12 protein-coding genes are annotated in these 14,945 nt (G+C 63.6%); 6 read left to right on the top strand and 6 right to left on the bottom strand.

Annotated features, from left to right (window positions below; genetic code table 11):
* The first annotated feature begins 55 nt into the window (after positions 1-55).
* From M3N55_RS03325 to M3N55_RS03310, 4 genes are all read left to right on the top strand, one after another.
* Positions 56-715: an ABC transporter ATP-binding protein gene (locus tag M3N55_RS03325; protein WP_249056358.1), complete on the top strand. Its 660-nt coding sequence runs from the start codon at positions 56-58 to the stop codon at positions 713-715.
* Positions 712-3,069, top strand: coding sequence for an ABC transporter permease (locus M3N55_RS03320; protein WP_249056356.1), 2,358 nt, complete (start codon positions 712-714; stop codon positions 3,067-3,069). The genes M3N55_RS03325 and M3N55_RS03320 overlap by 4 nt, the downstream gene beginning before the upstream one ends.
* Positions 3,059-4,108: a lipocalin-like domain-containing protein gene (locus M3N55_RS03315; protein ID WP_249056354.1), complete on the top strand. Its 1,050-nt coding sequence runs from the start codon at positions 3,059-3,061 to the stop codon at positions 4,106-4,108. The genes M3N55_RS03320 and M3N55_RS03315 overlap by 11 nt, the downstream gene beginning before the upstream one ends.
* A gap of 143 nt (positions 4,109-4,251) precedes the next feature.
* Positions 4,252-6,258, top strand: coding sequence for an NADPH-dependent 2,4-dienoyl-CoA reductase (locus M3N55_RS03310; protein WP_249056352.1), 2,007 nt, complete (start codon positions 4,252-4,254; stop codon positions 6,256-6,258).
* Positions 6,259-6,435: 177 nt separating this feature from the next.
* On the opposite strand, the gene M3N55_RS03305 is transcribed toward M3N55_RS03310, so the two are convergent.
* Positions 6,436-7,254: an ABC transporter permease gene (locus tag M3N55_RS03305; protein WP_249056350.1), complete on the bottom strand. Its 819-nt coding sequence runs from the start codon at positions 7,252-7,254 to the stop codon at positions 6,436-6,438.
* A gap of 87 nt (positions 7,255-7,341) precedes the next feature.
* Here M3N55_RS03305 and M3N55_RS03300 point away from each other — a divergent pair, with 87 nt between their 5' ends.
* Both M3N55_RS03300 and M3N55_RS03295 read left to right on the top strand, forming a co-directional pair.
* Positions 7,342-8,535: a KpsE/RkpR family capsule polysaccharide export protein gene (locus M3N55_RS03300; RefSeq protein WP_249056348.1), complete on the top strand. Its 1,194-nt coding sequence runs from the start codon at positions 7,342-7,344 to the stop codon at positions 8,533-8,535.
* A gap of 9 nt (positions 8,536-8,544) precedes the next feature.
* The gene (locus M3N55_RS03295; protein WP_249056346.1) at positions 8,545-9,204 is read left to right on the top strand and encodes an ABC transporter ATP-binding protein; all 660 of its coding nucleotides are present in this window, start codon (positions 8,545-8,547) and stop codon (positions 9,202-9,204) included.
* 6 nt (positions 9,205-9,210) lie between these two features.
* On the opposite strand, the gene M3N55_RS03290 is transcribed toward M3N55_RS03295, so the two are convergent.
* The 5 genes from M3N55_RS03290 to M3N55_RS03270 form a co-directional block, all read right to left on the bottom strand.
* Positions 9,211-10,251 (bottom strand): DUF2793 domain-containing protein, encoded by a 1,041-nt coding sequence (locus M3N55_RS03290; RefSeq protein WP_249056344.1) that lies wholly within the window; start codon positions 10,249-10,251, stop codon positions 9,211-9,213.
* A 91-nt stretch (positions 10,252-10,342) separates the two neighbouring features.
* Positions 10,343-11,230: a 2-oxo acid dehydrogenase subunit E2 gene (locus tag M3N55_RS03285; protein WP_249056342.1), complete on the bottom strand. Its 888-nt coding sequence runs from the start codon at positions 11,228-11,230 to the stop codon at positions 10,343-10,345.
* Between the two features lie 9 nt (positions 11,231-11,239).
* Positions 11,240-12,664: an NAD-dependent succinate-semialdehyde dehydrogenase gene (locus M3N55_RS03280; RefSeq protein WP_249056341.1), complete on the bottom strand. Its 1,425-nt coding sequence runs from the start codon at positions 12,662-12,664 to the stop codon at positions 11,240-11,242.
* Between the two features lie 12 nt (positions 12,665-12,676).
* Positions 12,677-13,951, bottom strand: a complete 1,275-nt coding sequence (locus M3N55_RS03275; protein WP_249056339.1) for a biotin/lipoyl-containing protein — start codon at positions 13,949-13,951, stop codon at positions 12,677-12,679.
* A complete protein-coding gene (locus M3N55_RS03270) occupies positions 13,941-14,936 on the bottom strand; it encodes an alpha-ketoacid dehydrogenase subunit beta (RefSeq protein ID WP_249056338.1) in 996 nt (331 codons plus the stop codon). The genes M3N55_RS03275 and M3N55_RS03270 overlap by 11 nt, the downstream gene beginning before the upstream one ends.
* Positions 14,937-14,945 lie beyond the last annotated feature (9 nt).

Genomic DNA, 14,945 nt, shown 5'->3' with positions numbered 1-14,945 from the left:
TGCTTGGCGGCATAGCCGGGCTATCCTACGTGGCAGGGTTGCCGCAGGGACAGACATGACGCTTCTGGCGCTAGAGGATATCCACAAGAGCTTTGCCAGCGCCGAAGGACCGGTGCCGGTTTTGCAAGGCGTCTCGCTTACCGTCGCTGGTGGCGAGGTCGTGGCGCTGACCGGCGAAAGCGGTAGCGGAAAATCGACCCTTCTGCATATTGCCGCCGGGCTGGAAGCGCCCGATGCGGGCCGCGTGCTGGTCGGTGGGCAGGATATGGCCGCGTTGCCCGATACGGGCCGCGCGAAATTGCGGCGCGGCACGGTGGGGTTGGTGTTTCAGCAATTCAACCTTGTGCCGTCCTTGAGCGTGGGTGCGAACCTTGCTTTTCAGGCGCGGCTTGCGGGGGGTCATGACGCAGCGTTTTGCACGCAGCTTGCCGCGCGGCTGGGCCTGTCGGACCTTGTGGCACGCTACCCCGAACAGCTTTCCGGTGGCCAGCAACAGCGCGTGGCGATTGGTCGCGCCTTGGCCGCGCGGCCCAAAGTGTTGCTGGCGGATGAACCGACCGGCAACCTTGATGAGGCAACGGGCGATGCCGTGTTCGCCCTGATGCTGGAGCTTGCCCGCGCGCAAGGCGCGGCTCTGTTGCTGGTCACGCATTCTGCGCGGTTGGCGGGGCGATGCGACCGGGTCGTGCATTTGCGCGCGGGGCGGTTGGCATGACGCTGGCGGCGCTACTGTCGCACTGGGCGCGCAACAAGATGCAACTGGCCATGTTGCTGGCGGGGCTGACGCTGGCCACCGCTCTTTGGTCCGGGGTCCAAGCGTTGAACGCGCAGGCGCGCGGGGCGTATGCCACCGCCGCCGCCTTGGTGTCCGAGGACGGCGCGGCCCGGCTGGACACGCCTTCGGGCCAGATGCCGCAATCCCGCTTCGTCGCGCTGCGGCGGTCGGGGTTGATGGTGTCGCCCGTGGTCGAAGGGCGGGTGGTTCTGGGCGACACCCGCGTAACGCTGCTTGGAATTGAACCCTTGACCGCGCCTCCCGGAACGGCCGCAGCCCTTGCGGATGGCGATTTGCAGGGCTTCGTTGCGGGCGGGGGCTTTGCGCATCCTGAGACCTTGGCAGAGATCGGCCCAAGCGATCTGGCGCTGACCCCCTCGCAAGCCGTGCCGGTGGGTGTTGTGCTGGTGGATATTGGCACCGCGCAAACCCAGCTTGGTATGGCGGGCCAGATCAGCCATCTGATGCTGACCGGCCCTGCGCCCCGGCCCTTGCCGGAAGGGTTGCGGCTGTCCCAAGCCGATGCGGGCGCAGAACTGGACGGGCTGACCGACAGTTTCCACCTGAACCTGACCGCTTTCGGCGCCTTGGCCTTTGCGGTGGGCCTGTTCATCGTGCATTCCGCCGTGGGGTTGGCCTTCGAACAACGGCGCGGTCTGTTCCGCACCCTGCGCAGCCTTGGCGTTTCCTTGCGTGCGCTGACCTTCGCCTTGGCGCTGGAACTGGCGCTGATGGCGCTGATCGCGGGTCTGGCCGGGCTGGCGCTTGGCTATGTCATGGCCGCCGCGCTGTTGCCCGATGTGGCGGCTACTTTGCGCGGCTTATACGGTGCGCCGGTGCCGGGTAGTCTGCAATTCAGCCCGGTCTGGGCGCTGGCGGGCTTGGCGATGGCCTTTGCCGGGGCCGTTCTGGCAGGCGGGCAGGCGCTGTGGCGGCTGTGGCACATGCCGGTTCTTGCACCTGCGCAACCGCGCGCTTGGGCAATCGCGTCGGGCCGGGCAATGCGCTGGCAGGTTATGGGCGCGCTGGGCCTTGGTGTGGTTGCCGTCGTTTTGGCGTTCACGGGGTCGGGCCTGTTTGCCGGGTTCGCGCTACTGGCGGCGGCGCTGCTGGCGGCGGCGCTTCTGACCCCGGCGGTTTTGGCGCTGTGCCTGCAAGGGGCCGCGCGCTTCGCCCGCGCCCCGGTGGTGCAATGGTTCTGGGCGGACAGCCGCCAGAACCTGCCGCGTCTGTCGCTGGCGTTGATGGCGCTGATGCTCGCGCTTGCCGCGAATATCGGCGTCGGCACAATGGTTGCCAGTTTTCGCGCCACGTTCATCGGCTGGCTGGACCAAAGGCTTGTGGCCGAAATGACCGTCACCCCGCGTGATGCCGCGCAGGCGGTTGCGCTGGAATCCTTCCTTATGCCGCGCACCGATGCCGTGCTGCCCCTGCGGCGGGTGGATGCCACGCTTGCAGGTCAGCCCGGTGCCGTCTTTGCCATGCGCGACCATGCGACCTTTCGGGATAACTGGCCGCTGATCCAGGCCGCGCCGGACCCGTGGGACCGCTTGGCTGCGGAACAAGGCGCGCTGATAAACGAACAACTCGCCCGACGCGCGGGGCTTTGGCCGGGGGACAGCGTGGTCTTGCCGGGGGCTGGCGCGGTGTCTGTCTTGGGTGTCTACCCCGATTACGGCAATCCGCTGGCGCAGGCGATCATCACCGAAGGCTGGTTCGACCGGCTTTACCCCGGCACACCCACGCGGCAATTGGCAATCCGCACCGATAACCCAGAGGCAACCCGCGCCGCGCTGCTCGATGAGTTCGGGCTAAGTGCTCAAGCCATCACCGACCAAGCGCAAGCCAAGGCGCTGTCCCTGGCCATATTCGAGCGCACCTTCCTGATTACCGGCGCGCTGAACGTGCTGACCCTGTCGGTCGCGGCACTCGCCCTGTTCGCCACGCTGGTCACGCTGTCGGGCCTGCGGCTGGTGCAGCTTGCGCCGTTATGGGCGATGGGCCTGACCCTGCGCCAACTGGCCAGGTTGGAGCTGGCCCGAGCATTGGTTCTGGCAGGCTTGACGATGGGTTTGGCGCTGCCCGTGGGCCTGATGTTGGCGCAGGTGTTGCTTGCGGTCATCAATGTGCAGGCTTTCGGCTGGCGGCTGCCCTTGCAGGTCTTCCCCGCCGACTGGGCACGTCTGGCGCTTTGGGCCGGGTTGGCCATGTTTGCCGCGGCCGCATGGCCCGCATGGCGCCTGTGGCGCGCGGGTGGTGGGCCTTTGCTAAGGGTGTTTGCCTATGAACGTTAAGGCTTTGCTGGTCCTGCTTTTGCTTGCCCCGCCCGCGCTTGCCCAAGGCTTCGCCGGGCTGGGCACGGATGCAGAAGGCTTTGCGATTCCCGAACGCGGTCGCGCGCTGGACTTCCCGCGCGACCATGGCGCGCATCCCGATTACCGTATTGAATGGTGGTATCTGACCGCCACCTTGCAGGGCGCGGATGGCCGCGATTACGGCGCGCAATGGACGCTGTTTCGCTCTGCTGTCGCACCGGGAGAGGCCGACGGCTGGGACAGTCCCCAAGTCTGGATGGGTCATGCCGGCCTGACCACGCCAGAGCAACATTTCAGCGCCGAACGCTTCGCGCGTGGCGGCATCGGGCAGGCGGGCGTGCAGGTCGACCCCTTCACGGCATGGATTGACGATTGGCACATGACCAGCACCGCGCGCGCCGGGGCAGATGCTTATTCCGCGCTTCACATTGCCGCGACAGGCCCGAATTTCAGCTATGATCTGAACATGCGCGCCGAAGGCCCCTTGGTGCTGCATGGGGATAACGGTTACTCGGTAAAATCCGCCGCCGGGCAGGCCAGTTATTATTATTCACAGCCCTTCTACACGGTCGAAGGCACGCTTAACCTGCCCGACGGTCCGGTTGCAGTGACCGGCCAAGCATGGCTTGACCGCGAATGGTCCAGCCAGCCCTTGGCCAGCGACCAGACGGGGTGGGACTGGTTTTCCATCGTGCTACAAGATGGCCACCGCTTGATGGGCTTCCAATTGCGCGGCGACCAGACGTTTACGGCAGGCACATGGATCACGCCACAGGGCGAGGCGACCGCCTTGCCCGATGGCGCGTTGTCCTTCACGCCGCAAGGCACAGCGCAGGTCGCGGGCCGCGACGTCCCCGTGCGCTGGCGGATCGACTGGCCTGAACAGGGGCTGGCCTTGCAGACCGAACCCATTAACCCGCAAGCATGGATGGACCTGACCGTCAGCTACTGGGAAGGCCCTATCCGCGTGACCGGCAGTCATGACGGGCGCGGTTATCTGGAAATGACCGGCTATTAATCGCGCGCATTTCATCTTGCCCTAAATACTCACAACACCCGGCCCGCAAAAGGTGCTGCGCTTGCCATCCCCTTGACGCCGCGTTGCACTGGACCGGGCGGCCACTGCGCGGCTAGTGTTGGTGCATAGCCGGAGGAGCCCCCATGCCATCCTACCCTCATTTGCTTGCGCCTTTGGACCTTGGCCATACCGTGCTGAAAAACCGCGTTCTGATGGGCTCCATGCATACCGGGCTGGAAGAACGTGGCGACTGGAACCGCGTGGCCGAATATTATGCCGAGCGCGCGCGGGGTGGCGTGGCGCTGATCGTGACTGGAGGCATGGCGCCGAATGCCGAAGGCGGGGTCTTTCCGGGTGCAGCAGGGCTGTATACCCCGCAGGACATTGCCAATCACCGCCAAGTTACCGACCGTGTCCATGCCGAGGGCGGCAAGATCGCCATGCAGATATTACACGCCGGCCGCTACGCCTATGGCCCCGATTGCGTGGCACCTTCTGCCATCAAATCCCCCATCAGCCCCTTCAAGCCGCGCCCGCTGGACGAGGCCGGGATTGAAAAGCAAATCGCCGATATCGTCCTTGCCGCCGCCCGTGCGCAACAGGCGGGGTATGACGGGGTAGAGGTGATGGGGTCCGAGGGGTATTTCCTGAACCAGTTTCTATGCGCGGCCACCAACCACCGCAGAGACCGCTGGGGCGGCGACTACGCGAACCGCATGCGCTTGCCGGTGGAAGTTGTCAAACGCGTTCGCGAAACCGTCGGTCCCGATTTCATCGTGATCTACCGCATCTCGCTGATCGACCTCGTGCCGGGCGGACAGAGCTTTGACGAGGTCTTGCGCCTTGCTCACGCGATAGAGGCAGCGGGGGCAAGCATCCTCAACACCGGAATCGGCTGGCACGAGGCGCGGGTGCCGACCATTGCGACCTCTGTGCCGCGCGGTGGCTGGGCTTGGGTCACGCGAAAGCTGATGGGGAAGGTGGGCATCCCTGTCATTACCTCGAACCGCATCAACACACCGGAACTGGCCGAGGACTTGCTTGCCAAAGGCGCTGCCGACATGGTGTCCTTGGCGCGGCCCTTTCTAGCCGATCCCGAATTTGTGACCAAGGCCGCGTCAGGCCGCGCCCGTGAAATCGCGCCCTGCATCGCCTGCAACCAAGCCTGTCTGGATCATACGTTTCAGGGCAAAATTTCCAGTTGCCTTGTGAACCCCCGTGCAGGGCATGAAACCGAACTTAACTACACGCCCACAGATACCCCCAAACGCATCGCCGTGGTCGGTGCTGGCCCTGCGGGGCTTATGGCGGCTCTTGTGGCGGATCAGCGCGGGCATGACGTGACCCTGTATGAGGCAGACGCCCGCATCGGCGGGCAGTTGAACATGGCCCGCATCATCCCCGGCAAGGAAGAATTCCACGGGCTGGTGGAGTGGTTCTCTACCATGCTTGGCGCGTCGCGCATTACGCTGCACCTAACCACCCGCGCTACGCCTGACATGCTTTTGGGCTATGATGACGTTATCATCGCCACCGGTGTCATCCCGCGCGACCCGGCCATAGACGGGCAAACTGCGCCACATGTGCTGCGCTATACCGATGTGCTGCGCAATGCTGCGCCCGTAGGTGCGCGCGTGGTTGTGGTCGGCGCAGGGGGGATTGGCTTTGATATGGCCGAATATTTGGCGCATCAAGGGCCAAGCGCCACGCTCGACCTGCCCTTATGGCAGCGCGAATGGGGCGTGACCGACCCGGCCCTTGCCCCCGGTGGGCTTGCGCCAAATGGCCCGCAGCCCACGCCATCCGCGCGCGCAATCACGCTGGTGCAACGCAAACCCGGCAGGCCCGGCAAAGGGTTGGGCAAGACCACCGGCTGGATTCACCGCGCAAGCCTTGCCGCCAAAGGCGTGACCATGCTGGGCGGGATGACCTACAAGCGCATCAGTGCTGAAGGGCTCGTGGTGGAGCGTGACGGGGCAGAGCAGACACTGCCCGCCGACACAATCGTGCTCTGCACCGGGCAAGACCCGCTGCGTGATCTGGCCGACGTCTTGCCACAGGCGCATGTCATCGGCGGGGCGGATGTGGCCGCAGAGCTCGACGCAAAACGCGCCATAGACCAAGGCGCACGGCTGGCCGCCAGTCTCTGACCTTGTGCTTCATCTTGCCAAAAATACTCATGACGCATCATGGGCCACGGGCGCGACCTTTGGTCAGCGTCGCGCCACCCCGCGCTATGTGCGGCCTGCCCCTGCGTCGAGGGGCCAGCTTGGGGGATCACCGCTGCGTCCAGTCGCGGGTTAAGGCGGTGCAGCGGTAGCACCCGTTCAGCGATAGAGCAGGTCGCGGTGATACTGGCGCAACAGCATCAGCCCGACCACCATCGGCACCAGCGCGCAGGCGGCGGTATAGGCGACCGAGATATATCCGGGCGAATAGACCGGGTAGAAGCCTTCGCGCATCAGCCCGGTGATATGCATGATCGGGTTATACCAAAGGATGTCCTGCGCGAAGGGCGGCAAATCCTCGTATAAAAACAACACGCCCGAGATGACGAAAAGCGGGGCTGTGACGATGCCCCAGATATCTTCCCAGACCGGGAACCGTTGGAACAGGTAGCAGTTCAGGCAGCCAACCCCGAAGCCCAAGGCGCAGATCAGGGCGATGGCAAGAAAGATGCGGCCCCAGTCCAGCACGGTTTTCAGGTCTTCGAACAGGACTATCCCGGTCAGGATGATGCAGGCCGCCGTCAACGACACCAGTGTGTTAAGAAGAAAGCGCGCGATCACTGCGTCGATCCAGCAAACTCTTGGGTAAAACAGCAGCGCCCGCGAATAGTTCATGGCGCGCCCGACATTGCTGCCCAAAGCGTTGAAGGTCTGCAACACAAGCATTCCTGTCGCCTTGAACAGCAGGAAGCTGGTGCCAAGCGCGGGCGATTTGGCCAGAAGTGAAAAGGCGAAGGCGATGATGATGATGATCCCCAGTGGTTGCAGCACCGCCCAGACATACCCACCGGGGCGGCGACCGTAGCGCGTGCCCATCTCGCGCAGCGTTAGCGCTGCGATGCATCGCAGGGCCGATGCGCCGGCACTTTCGGTGGCAGGCTGCGGGATATCGCCAATTTCCGGGGCCTTGCCAGGCATTCGCCGCCTCTGCGCTGGTTTTTGCAAGCTGGACTATGTAGAAAAACAAAAGCAGAATCAATCAGGCAAGCAAGGCGGTCGCGACGCGTGAACACACAGGCCCCTCCCCCTGTTACCGACGATTCAGAAACATCCGTTCAGCGGCTTGCCCGTCAGACGGCTGTGCATTCGCGGTTGCGCACGCGCCATAAGGGGCTGATTGCCAGCCTGCTGTTTGTCGTTGTTTTACCGGTTGTCCTGACATCGCTCTATCTGGCGCTGCTTGCGCAACCGCAATACGCTTCGGAAACCGGCTTTGTGGTGCGACAGGAAGAAAGCGTGTCGGCCAGCCAGATGCTGGGCGGGTTGTCGCAGGTTCTGGGCACGCCATCGGCCAGCAATTCCGACCTGTTGTTCGAGTTCATCCAAAGTCAGGCAATGGTACGGCGCATAAATGACGAACTGGGCATCGTCGGACATTATGCGCAGTTCTGGCCATTGGACCCAGTCTATTCCATCAGGCCCGACATCACGATCGAGGATTTGGCGCAATTCTGGCGCCGGATGATCCGCATTACACATGACAAGTCGTCAGGCGTCATCATGGTCGAGGCGCGCGCGCGTGACGCCGCCATGGCCCAGCAGATCGCAAGAGAGATCGTGGCGCAGAGCGAAGCCATGATCAACATGTTGAACGCGCAAGCGCGCCGCGACAGTATCGCCAATGCCGAGGCTGATCTGGACCAGGCGTTAAGCGCGCTGCGCAGCGCCCGCGAAGCCTTGGTCGCCTTTCAGGCCCGCACCCAGATTCTGGACCCGCAGGCTGATATTCAGGGCCGCATGGGCGTGGTTGCGAATTTGCAGCAACAGCTTGCAGAGGCGCTGGTCGATTATGACCTGCTTTTGCAGGCCACCGATTCGACCGACCCGCGCGTGCGGCAGCTTGACCGCCGCATCCGCGCCATCGAGCAGCGGATCGCGGGGGAACGCGCCAGTTACTCCAGCGATGGCACCACAGAGGATGCCGACAGTTACCCCAGCCTGCTAGCGACCTATGAGGGGTTGCGCGTGGATGTGCAATTCGCCGAGGAAATTTACCGTGTGTCGTTGACCGCATTGAATCAGGCCCGCACGGCGGCCGAGCGTCAGCAATTATATCTGGCGACCTTCATTTCCCCCACCAGCGCGGAAACGGCAGAGTATCCGCGCAAGGTCCTGCTGGTCGCCTTGACGGCGTTTTTCTGCATGATGGGTTGGTCGGTAGGTGCGTTGGTCTATTACAGCCTGCGCGACCGGGGCTGACGGCGCGGCATGATCCAGCTTCAGAACCTGTGCAAGACATTTGAGATTCCGGGCGGCACGCATACCGTGTTCAGCGACCTGAGCCTTGATCTGCCGCCGGGCCGGTCGCTGGGGTTGCTGGGGCGTAACGGTGCTGGCAAATCCACCTTGTTGCAGATCATCGCCGGGACAATGCAGCCCACATCGGGCCATGTCATCCGACGCGGCAAGATATCATGGCCCATAGGCGGCGCGAACAGCTTTCACCCCGACATGACCGGGCTTCAGAACACACGGTTCCTGGCCCGGTGTTACGGGGTCGATACTGATGCACTTGCGGCCTTTGTCGAAGAGTTCGCGCAGATCGGCAAACATTTCAACATGCCGTGGCGCACCTATTCTGCCGGGATGAAATCGCGCATGTCTTTCGGGGTGGCCATGGGCATACCGTTCGACACCTATCTGATCGACGAGGTTACGGGGGCGGGCGATAAAAGCTTTCGCGAGCGCAGCAACACCGTCTTTAAAGCTCGCATGGCCAATGCTGATGCGATCATGATTAGCCACAACATGTCGGACATGCGCAATTTCTGTAACAGCGGTTTGGTGCTGCACAAGGGCGTGTTGGAATTCTTCGATGATATCGAGCAAGCGATAACCCGCCACGAAGAGTTGATGCGCGTTGCCTGACGCGGCTTAGGCTTCGCGCAGGAAGCCGTTGGCGTCGACCGTGGTGTTGGCCGATGTCCAGAGTTTTGCCCATGAAATTGCCCCGGTCGCAGAGGCGCGCGACCCAAGCCAGAAGCCTTGTGCCGCCCCAGTTGCCACGGGCAGACCCAGCAAGAAGGTCGCACCAGCCGGAGCCGCGCACATGACAAGCAAGGTGCCGCCGCCGGTCTGGCCCGTAGGCACACCTGTTGCCGCCGCCATGTCAGGGACATGGTAGAAGCCGGGGGCAAGCGCGGTGGTCAGGTCCGTCACCGCCGGAGGGGTGGTCGCCCCCAGCCCGAAATCCCCCACTTTCAGCAGCTTGTCGGCGCTGGCATCGGTCGCAGTCTGGGTTACGGCCGTCCCGCTCAAGGTGCCATCGACTGTCATTCCGGCGGGAAAGCCAGCCACACCGCTTGCGGCATCGACCACGATGGCCTCTTGCCACAAGCTGCCATCGGCGCTGACCTTCAGGCTGAAATCGTCATTGCCCGCCGTGCCTAGTTCGGCACGCCCGGACCAGTTGGTCTGGAACAGCAGGCTTGCCGTGTCTGATGCGCTCGCTTTGTTGACCTTTATCTGGTGCCCCGCACCCTCATGTGTGAACAGGCTGGCGTCGGAGGAAAGCGCCAGCCGGTTCACGGCGTCATGGCTGGCATTGATGCCTATGCCGGTCATGTTGTTCAGGCTATCGGGGGCCGCGATCTGCCAAGTGCCGCCGTCCCAGACATAGAGGGTCGTGCCTTGCGCAGCGCACCAACCCGGCAGCGGCGTGATGAATTGCCATGCATCGCCCATCCATGCGGCCAGCCGCCCGTCATTCCCGGACCAATCGCCAGTCGCGCCAGCGCCCAGTGCCCAGACTTGGCGAGTGCCGGGGCTGACAGGGGGATTGATGGCATCGACCCCTTCAAGCGTCAGATGCACGACAATGTCGAGCGTCTCCAGCGCCTCGTTATGCGTGACGTGCTTCTGGGCCTGTGCGGGCAACAAGAACGGCAGCCCAAGACGGGGCGATAGCTCTGACATGGTCGGCACTCCTGAACCGGAAATTCAGGGGCACCCTAGCGCGCGCAGGTAAGCAAAGCCTGACCGCAGCGCGCGCCGGTCAGGCAACAGGTCAGATAAGCAACTGCCGCGGGTCTGCGACAAGCTGGCAATAGCGCGTCATGAAGCGCGCGGCATCGGCCCCGTTTATCACCCGGTGGTCGTAGGACAGGTCAAGCGGCACCATCGGCACGGGGCGTGGCGTGTCGCCGTCCCAGACCGTGACCGTTTCGGTGCGGGTTATGCCAAGGATCGCCAGCTCCGGCGGGTTCACGATGGGGGTAAACGCCGTGCCACCAATGCCGCCCAGATTGCTGATGGACATGGACGCGCCGCCCATCTCATCGGGTCCGATCTTGCGGGCTTGCGCGCGCGCGGCAAGGTCGGCGATCTCTGATGACAGCTCCCACAGCCCCTTGCGGTCAGCGTTGCGGATGACCGGGACCATCAGGCCATTGGGCGTATCGACGGCAATGCCGATATGCACGTAGGTTTTCAGGACCAGAGTCTCGCCATCCGGTGTCAGCGAGGCGTTGAATCGGGGAAATTCCGTCAAACAACGCGCCAGTGCCATGACATGAAACGCCAGCGCGGTCAGTTTCAGCCCGCGCGCCTGTGCGTCTGCGCGCCACGCTTTGCGCAAGCTTTCCACCGCCGAGATATCGGCCCGGTCATGATGCGTGACCTGCGGGATCAGGCTGCTGGCCGCACCAAGATTAGCCGCGGCAAGCTTGGCCATGCGCGATAGGGGTTCTTCGGTCACGGGGCCATGCGCGGCATGGTCCACATCCCAGTAGCGGGTCTGGTCCGGCCCCGCCATGCTGGGTGCCGCGCCGCCCAGATGCGCGTCAACATCCTCGCGCCCAAGCGTGGTTCGTCCGGTTTTGCGGGCCAGTTCCTCAAGATCGACGCCCTTGTTGGCGGCATAACTCTTGGTGCTGGGGCTTGCTTGCAGGTCCATGATCCCCCCTTACCAACTGGCCGAAATATATTGCGTTTCCATGAATTCGAGCATGCCTTCATGCCCGCCTTCACGCCCCAGCCCAGATTGCTTGGTGCCGCCGAACGGTGCTGCCGGGTCGCTGACCAGCCCTCTGTTCAGGCCCACCATGCCGTAATCCAGCCGCTCGCAAACCTGCAAACCGCGCTTGAAATCGCCAGAGAACACATAGGCGACCAGCCCGTATTCGGTGTTGTTGGCGCGATGGATAACATCTTCCTGATCGGTGAATGTCTGGATGGCCGCGACGGGGCCAAAGATTTCATCCTGCACGCAATCGGCATGTTCCGGCACGTTCGACAGCACGGTCGGCGGATAGAAATAGCCTTTGGCCTCTGGCACCACACCGCCACATTCGACCTTCGCGCCCTTGGCGACGGCATCGGCCACGAACTCGGCCACCTTGTCGCGGGTTGCAGCGTTCACAAGCGGGCCGACATCTACGCTTGGGTCGGTGCCATTGCCCACCTTCAGCGCCGACATGGCGGCGGTCAGGCGGGCGGTGAAGTCCTCGGCAATGTCGGCGTGAACATAGATCCGGTTCGCCGCCGTGCAGGCCTCGCCCAGATTGCGCATCTTGGCCAGCATTGTGCCTTCAATGGCCGTGTCCATGTCGGCATCCTCGAACACCACAACGGGCGCGTTGCCGCCAAGTTCCATCGCCGGTTTCAGCACCTGGTCGGCAGCACCTTTCAACAGCGTGCGCCCCACGCCGGTGGACCCGGTAAAGCTGACCACCCGCACACGCGGATCGTGCATGATATGATCGACCAGCGCACCTGTGCGCTTCGATGGCAGCACATTGACCAAGCCCGGCGGCACGCCTGCTTCTTCCAACAGCGGCATCAGCGCCAGCATGGTCAGCGGTGTTTCCGAGGCGGGTTTGATGATGACCCCGCAGCCCGCCGCCAATGCGGGCGCAATCTTGCGGGTGCCCATGGCAGCCGGGTAGTTCCACGGCGTAATAAGAACGGCCAGCCCGGCGGGCTTGTGCTGCACCATGATCCGCGCGCCAGAAGCGGGGGCATGCGTAATCATCCCATCCGCGCGCACGGCTTCCTCGGCGAACCAACGGAAGAACTCGGCAGCATAGGTGGCTTCACCCTTGGCATCGGTCCCGGCTTTGCCGTTTTCCAGCGTAATCAGATGCGCGAAATGATCCAGCCGCGCGGTCATCAGCTCCCACGCGCGGCGCAACACCTCTGACCGTTGGCGCGGGGTGCGTGCGGCCCACTCGGCCATTGCGGCTTCGGCAGCGTCCAGTGCTGCATCGGCATCGGCCAGTTCGGCGCTTGCGACAGAGGCAAGCACCTCTTCGGTGGCGGGGTTGATAACATCGAAGCGCGTATCGGTCTTGACCCATGCGCCGTTAATATAAAGGTCAGTGTGGTCCATCTCGGTCCCCTTTCACAACAGGTGGCGAAGCGGTTGCTCCAGCCGTCCTGCGACAGTGTTCAATAGCGCAATCGCTGCCTCGGCGCTCAGCTGCTCGGGTGCGCATTCCAGCACCAGCGTCAGCCCCTTGCCCTTGGGCAGTAGCGTCAGGACCGGAATATCTTCGGCCCCAAGCTCTACATTCTGCACGAAGCTGCCGCGCAGATCGCGCAAGATCAGTTCTGGCATATCCTCAGTCACAGCAACCTGCGACAGGCGGCGCAATATTGCAAAGCTGCGCGCGTGGCCGATGCGTTCAATAGCCAGCGTCTGCACATGGCCTTGGCCCAGCAGCCCGGCCAAGGCGGCATCAGTGTCGTCCACCCCCTGGCCTTGCGCCCAATTCAGGAAGGCCTCCAGTTCCGGGCGCTTGACCCGTGCGGTCAGGCGGCGGCTGGCCTGCGCGGTGCCAGTGCTGGGTGTCTGACCTTCTGGCATCGCGCGCAGCACCTCCAGATCGCTCACATGGTAGGGCTGAGGGTGGCCAGCTTTGACCAAGCGCGACAGGTCCAACCCTTGTTCCAATGCCAAACGCCGCGCTTTTGGGGACGCAAGGATGCGCCCGCCCTCTGCGAGGAGCGCTTTGGGGGCGGGTTTCGGTGCCTCTGCGGGCTTGGCGGGCGCGGCCTCTGGTTCGGGCTGCGCGGGGGCGAGAGCCTGCGCTTTGGCCGCATCATCTGCCGAGCGCGCGACGGGGTTCGCCGGTGCCTCTGCCGTCAGGATCGCGACCGGCGCGCCGACTGCCACATCCTCGCCCGCTTGCGCCAAGGTCGCGGCCAAGTAACCGCGCGCCCCGGCGGGCACTTCCATCGTGGCCTTGTCGGTCTCGACCTCGAACAACAGGTCATCCGGGCCGACCTGTGCGCCCAGTTCTACCAGCCAACCAACCATTTGCCCGCTATCCTGCGCCATGCCCAGTTGCGGCATGGTGATTTGCTTGCCCTCTGGCAATGCATCACTCGCAGGCTCTGGCGTGGGCGGTGTGGCGGGTGCAGGCGTGTCATCCTTGGCAGTTTCAGAGATACGCGCGATCACCTGCCCCACCGGCACATCATCGCCCTCAGACGCGACAACGCCGGTCAGGTAGCCGGCCGCCTGCGCCTCGACCTCCATTGTGGCCTTGTCGGTTTCCACCTCGAACAGGGCATCGCCCTTGGCGACCGCATCGCCCGGCGCTTTCAGCCAGGCCACGATCTTGCCTGCATCCTGCGCCATGCCCAGTTGAGGCATCGTCACGTCATGCGGCATAAATCATCTCCCCGGCGCACAGCTTGCGGGCATTCGCGGCCACACCCTCGGGTGTCGGAACGGTGATATCTTCCAGCGCAGGCGAGAACGGCACCGGCACATCCATCGCACCCATGCGCAGCACCGGCGCATCCAGATGGTAAAACGCCTTTTCGTTCAGGCGGCTGGCGATTTCAGCGGTCACGCCGTAGCTTTGGTGGCCCTCGTCAATGACAATCGCGCGGCTGGTTTTTTTCACGCTGGCCAGCAGCGTTGCCTCATCCAGCGGCACAATGGTGCGCGGGTCGATGACTTCGGCGCTGATGCCTTCGGCGGCCAGTGTTTCGGCGGCTTTCTCTGCCACCTGCACCATGGACGATGTGGCGATGAAAGTAATGTCAGAGCCTTCGCGCTTCACATTGGCCTCGCCGAAGGGGATAAGATATTCCTCTTCCGGCACCGGCGCCTTGTCCTGATACATCAGCTTGTCTTCGAAAATCACCACCGGATTGTTGTCGCGGATGGCGGTTTTCATCAGGCCCTTGGCCTCATAGGCTGACGATGGCATCGCCACCTTCACGCCCGGAATATGGGCGACCAAAGCCTGCAAGCTCTGGCTGTGCTGCGCCGCCGAGCGCCGGGTCGCGCCCATATTGGTGCGCAGCACCATCGGCACGGTCAGCTTGCCGCCCGACATGTAGTGCTGCTTGGCGGCCTGATTGCACAACTGGTCCATGACCAGGTAGATGAAATCGCCGAACATCAGGTCCACGATGGGGCGCGCGCCGGTCATTGCGGCCCCCACAGCCATGCCGACGAAACCGGGCTCGGAAATCGGCGTATCGAGCACGCGGTCGGTGCCGAATTCCTCGACCAGACCGGACAGCACCTTGAAGGGGGTGCCCGCCTCGGCCACATCTTCGCCCATCAGGAACACAGTCGGATCACGGCGCATTTCCTCGGCAATCGCCTCGTTCACGGCCTGCGACAGGGTAATCTCGCGCATGGTCAGTCC

Origin of the sequence: Roseinatronobacter domitianus, assembly GCF_023336755.1 — a bacterium.
In the GTDB taxonomy this organism is placed as follows: domain Bacteria; phylum Pseudomonadota; class Alphaproteobacteria; order Rhodobacterales; family Rhodobacteraceae; genus Roseinatronobacter; species Roseinatronobacter domitianus.
This window is presented reverse-complemented; position numbering and strand designations above follow the sequence as displayed.

What these genes read in the sequence shown, in the direction of transcription:
- M3N55_RS03325 (WP_249056358.1), top strand. Translation starts at nt 56, where the DNA reads ATGACGCTTCTGGCGCTAGAGGATATCCACAAGAGCTTTGCCAGCGCC.
- M3N55_RS03305 (WP_249056350.1), bottom strand. Translation starts at nt 7,254, where the DNA reads ATGCCTGGCAAGGCCCCGGAAATTGGCGATATCCCGCAGCCTGCCACC.
- M3N55_RS03275 (WP_249056339.1), bottom strand. Translation starts at nt 13,951, where the DNA reads ATGCCGCATGACGTGACGATGCCTCAACTGGGCATGGCGCAGGATGCA.
- M3N55_RS03285 (WP_249056342.1), bottom strand. Translation starts at nt 11,230, where the DNA reads ATGGACCTGCAAGCAAGCCCCAGCACCAAGAGTTATGCCGCCAACAAG.
- M3N55_RS03280 (WP_249056341.1), bottom strand. Translation starts at nt 12,664, where the DNA reads ATGGACCACACTGACCTTTATATTAACGGCGCATGGGTCAAGACCGAT.
- M3N55_RS03315 (WP_249056354.1), top strand. Translation starts at nt 3,059, where the DNA reads ATGAACGTTAAGGCTTTGCTGGTCCTGCTTTTGCTTGCCCCGCCCGCG.
- M3N55_RS03295 (WP_249056346.1), top strand. Translation starts at nt 8,545, where the DNA reads ATGATCCAGCTTCAGAACCTGTGCAAGACATTTGAGATTCCGGGCGGC.
- M3N55_RS03310 (WP_249056352.1), top strand. Translation starts at nt 4,252, where the DNA reads ATGCCATCCTACCCTCATTTGCTTGCGCCTTTGGACCTTGGCCATACC.
- M3N55_RS03290 (WP_249056344.1), bottom strand. Translation starts at nt 10,251, where the DNA reads ATGTCAGAGCTATCGCCCCGTCTTGGGCTGCCGTTCTTGTTGCCCGCA.
- M3N55_RS03320 (WP_249056356.1), top strand. Translation starts at nt 712, where the DNA reads ATGACGCTGGCGGCGCTACTGTCGCACTGGGCGCGCAACAAGATGCAA.
- M3N55_RS03270 (WP_249056338.1), bottom strand. Translation starts at nt 14,936, where the DNA reads ATGCGCGAGATTACCCTGTCGCAGGCCGTGAACGAGGCGATTGCCGAG.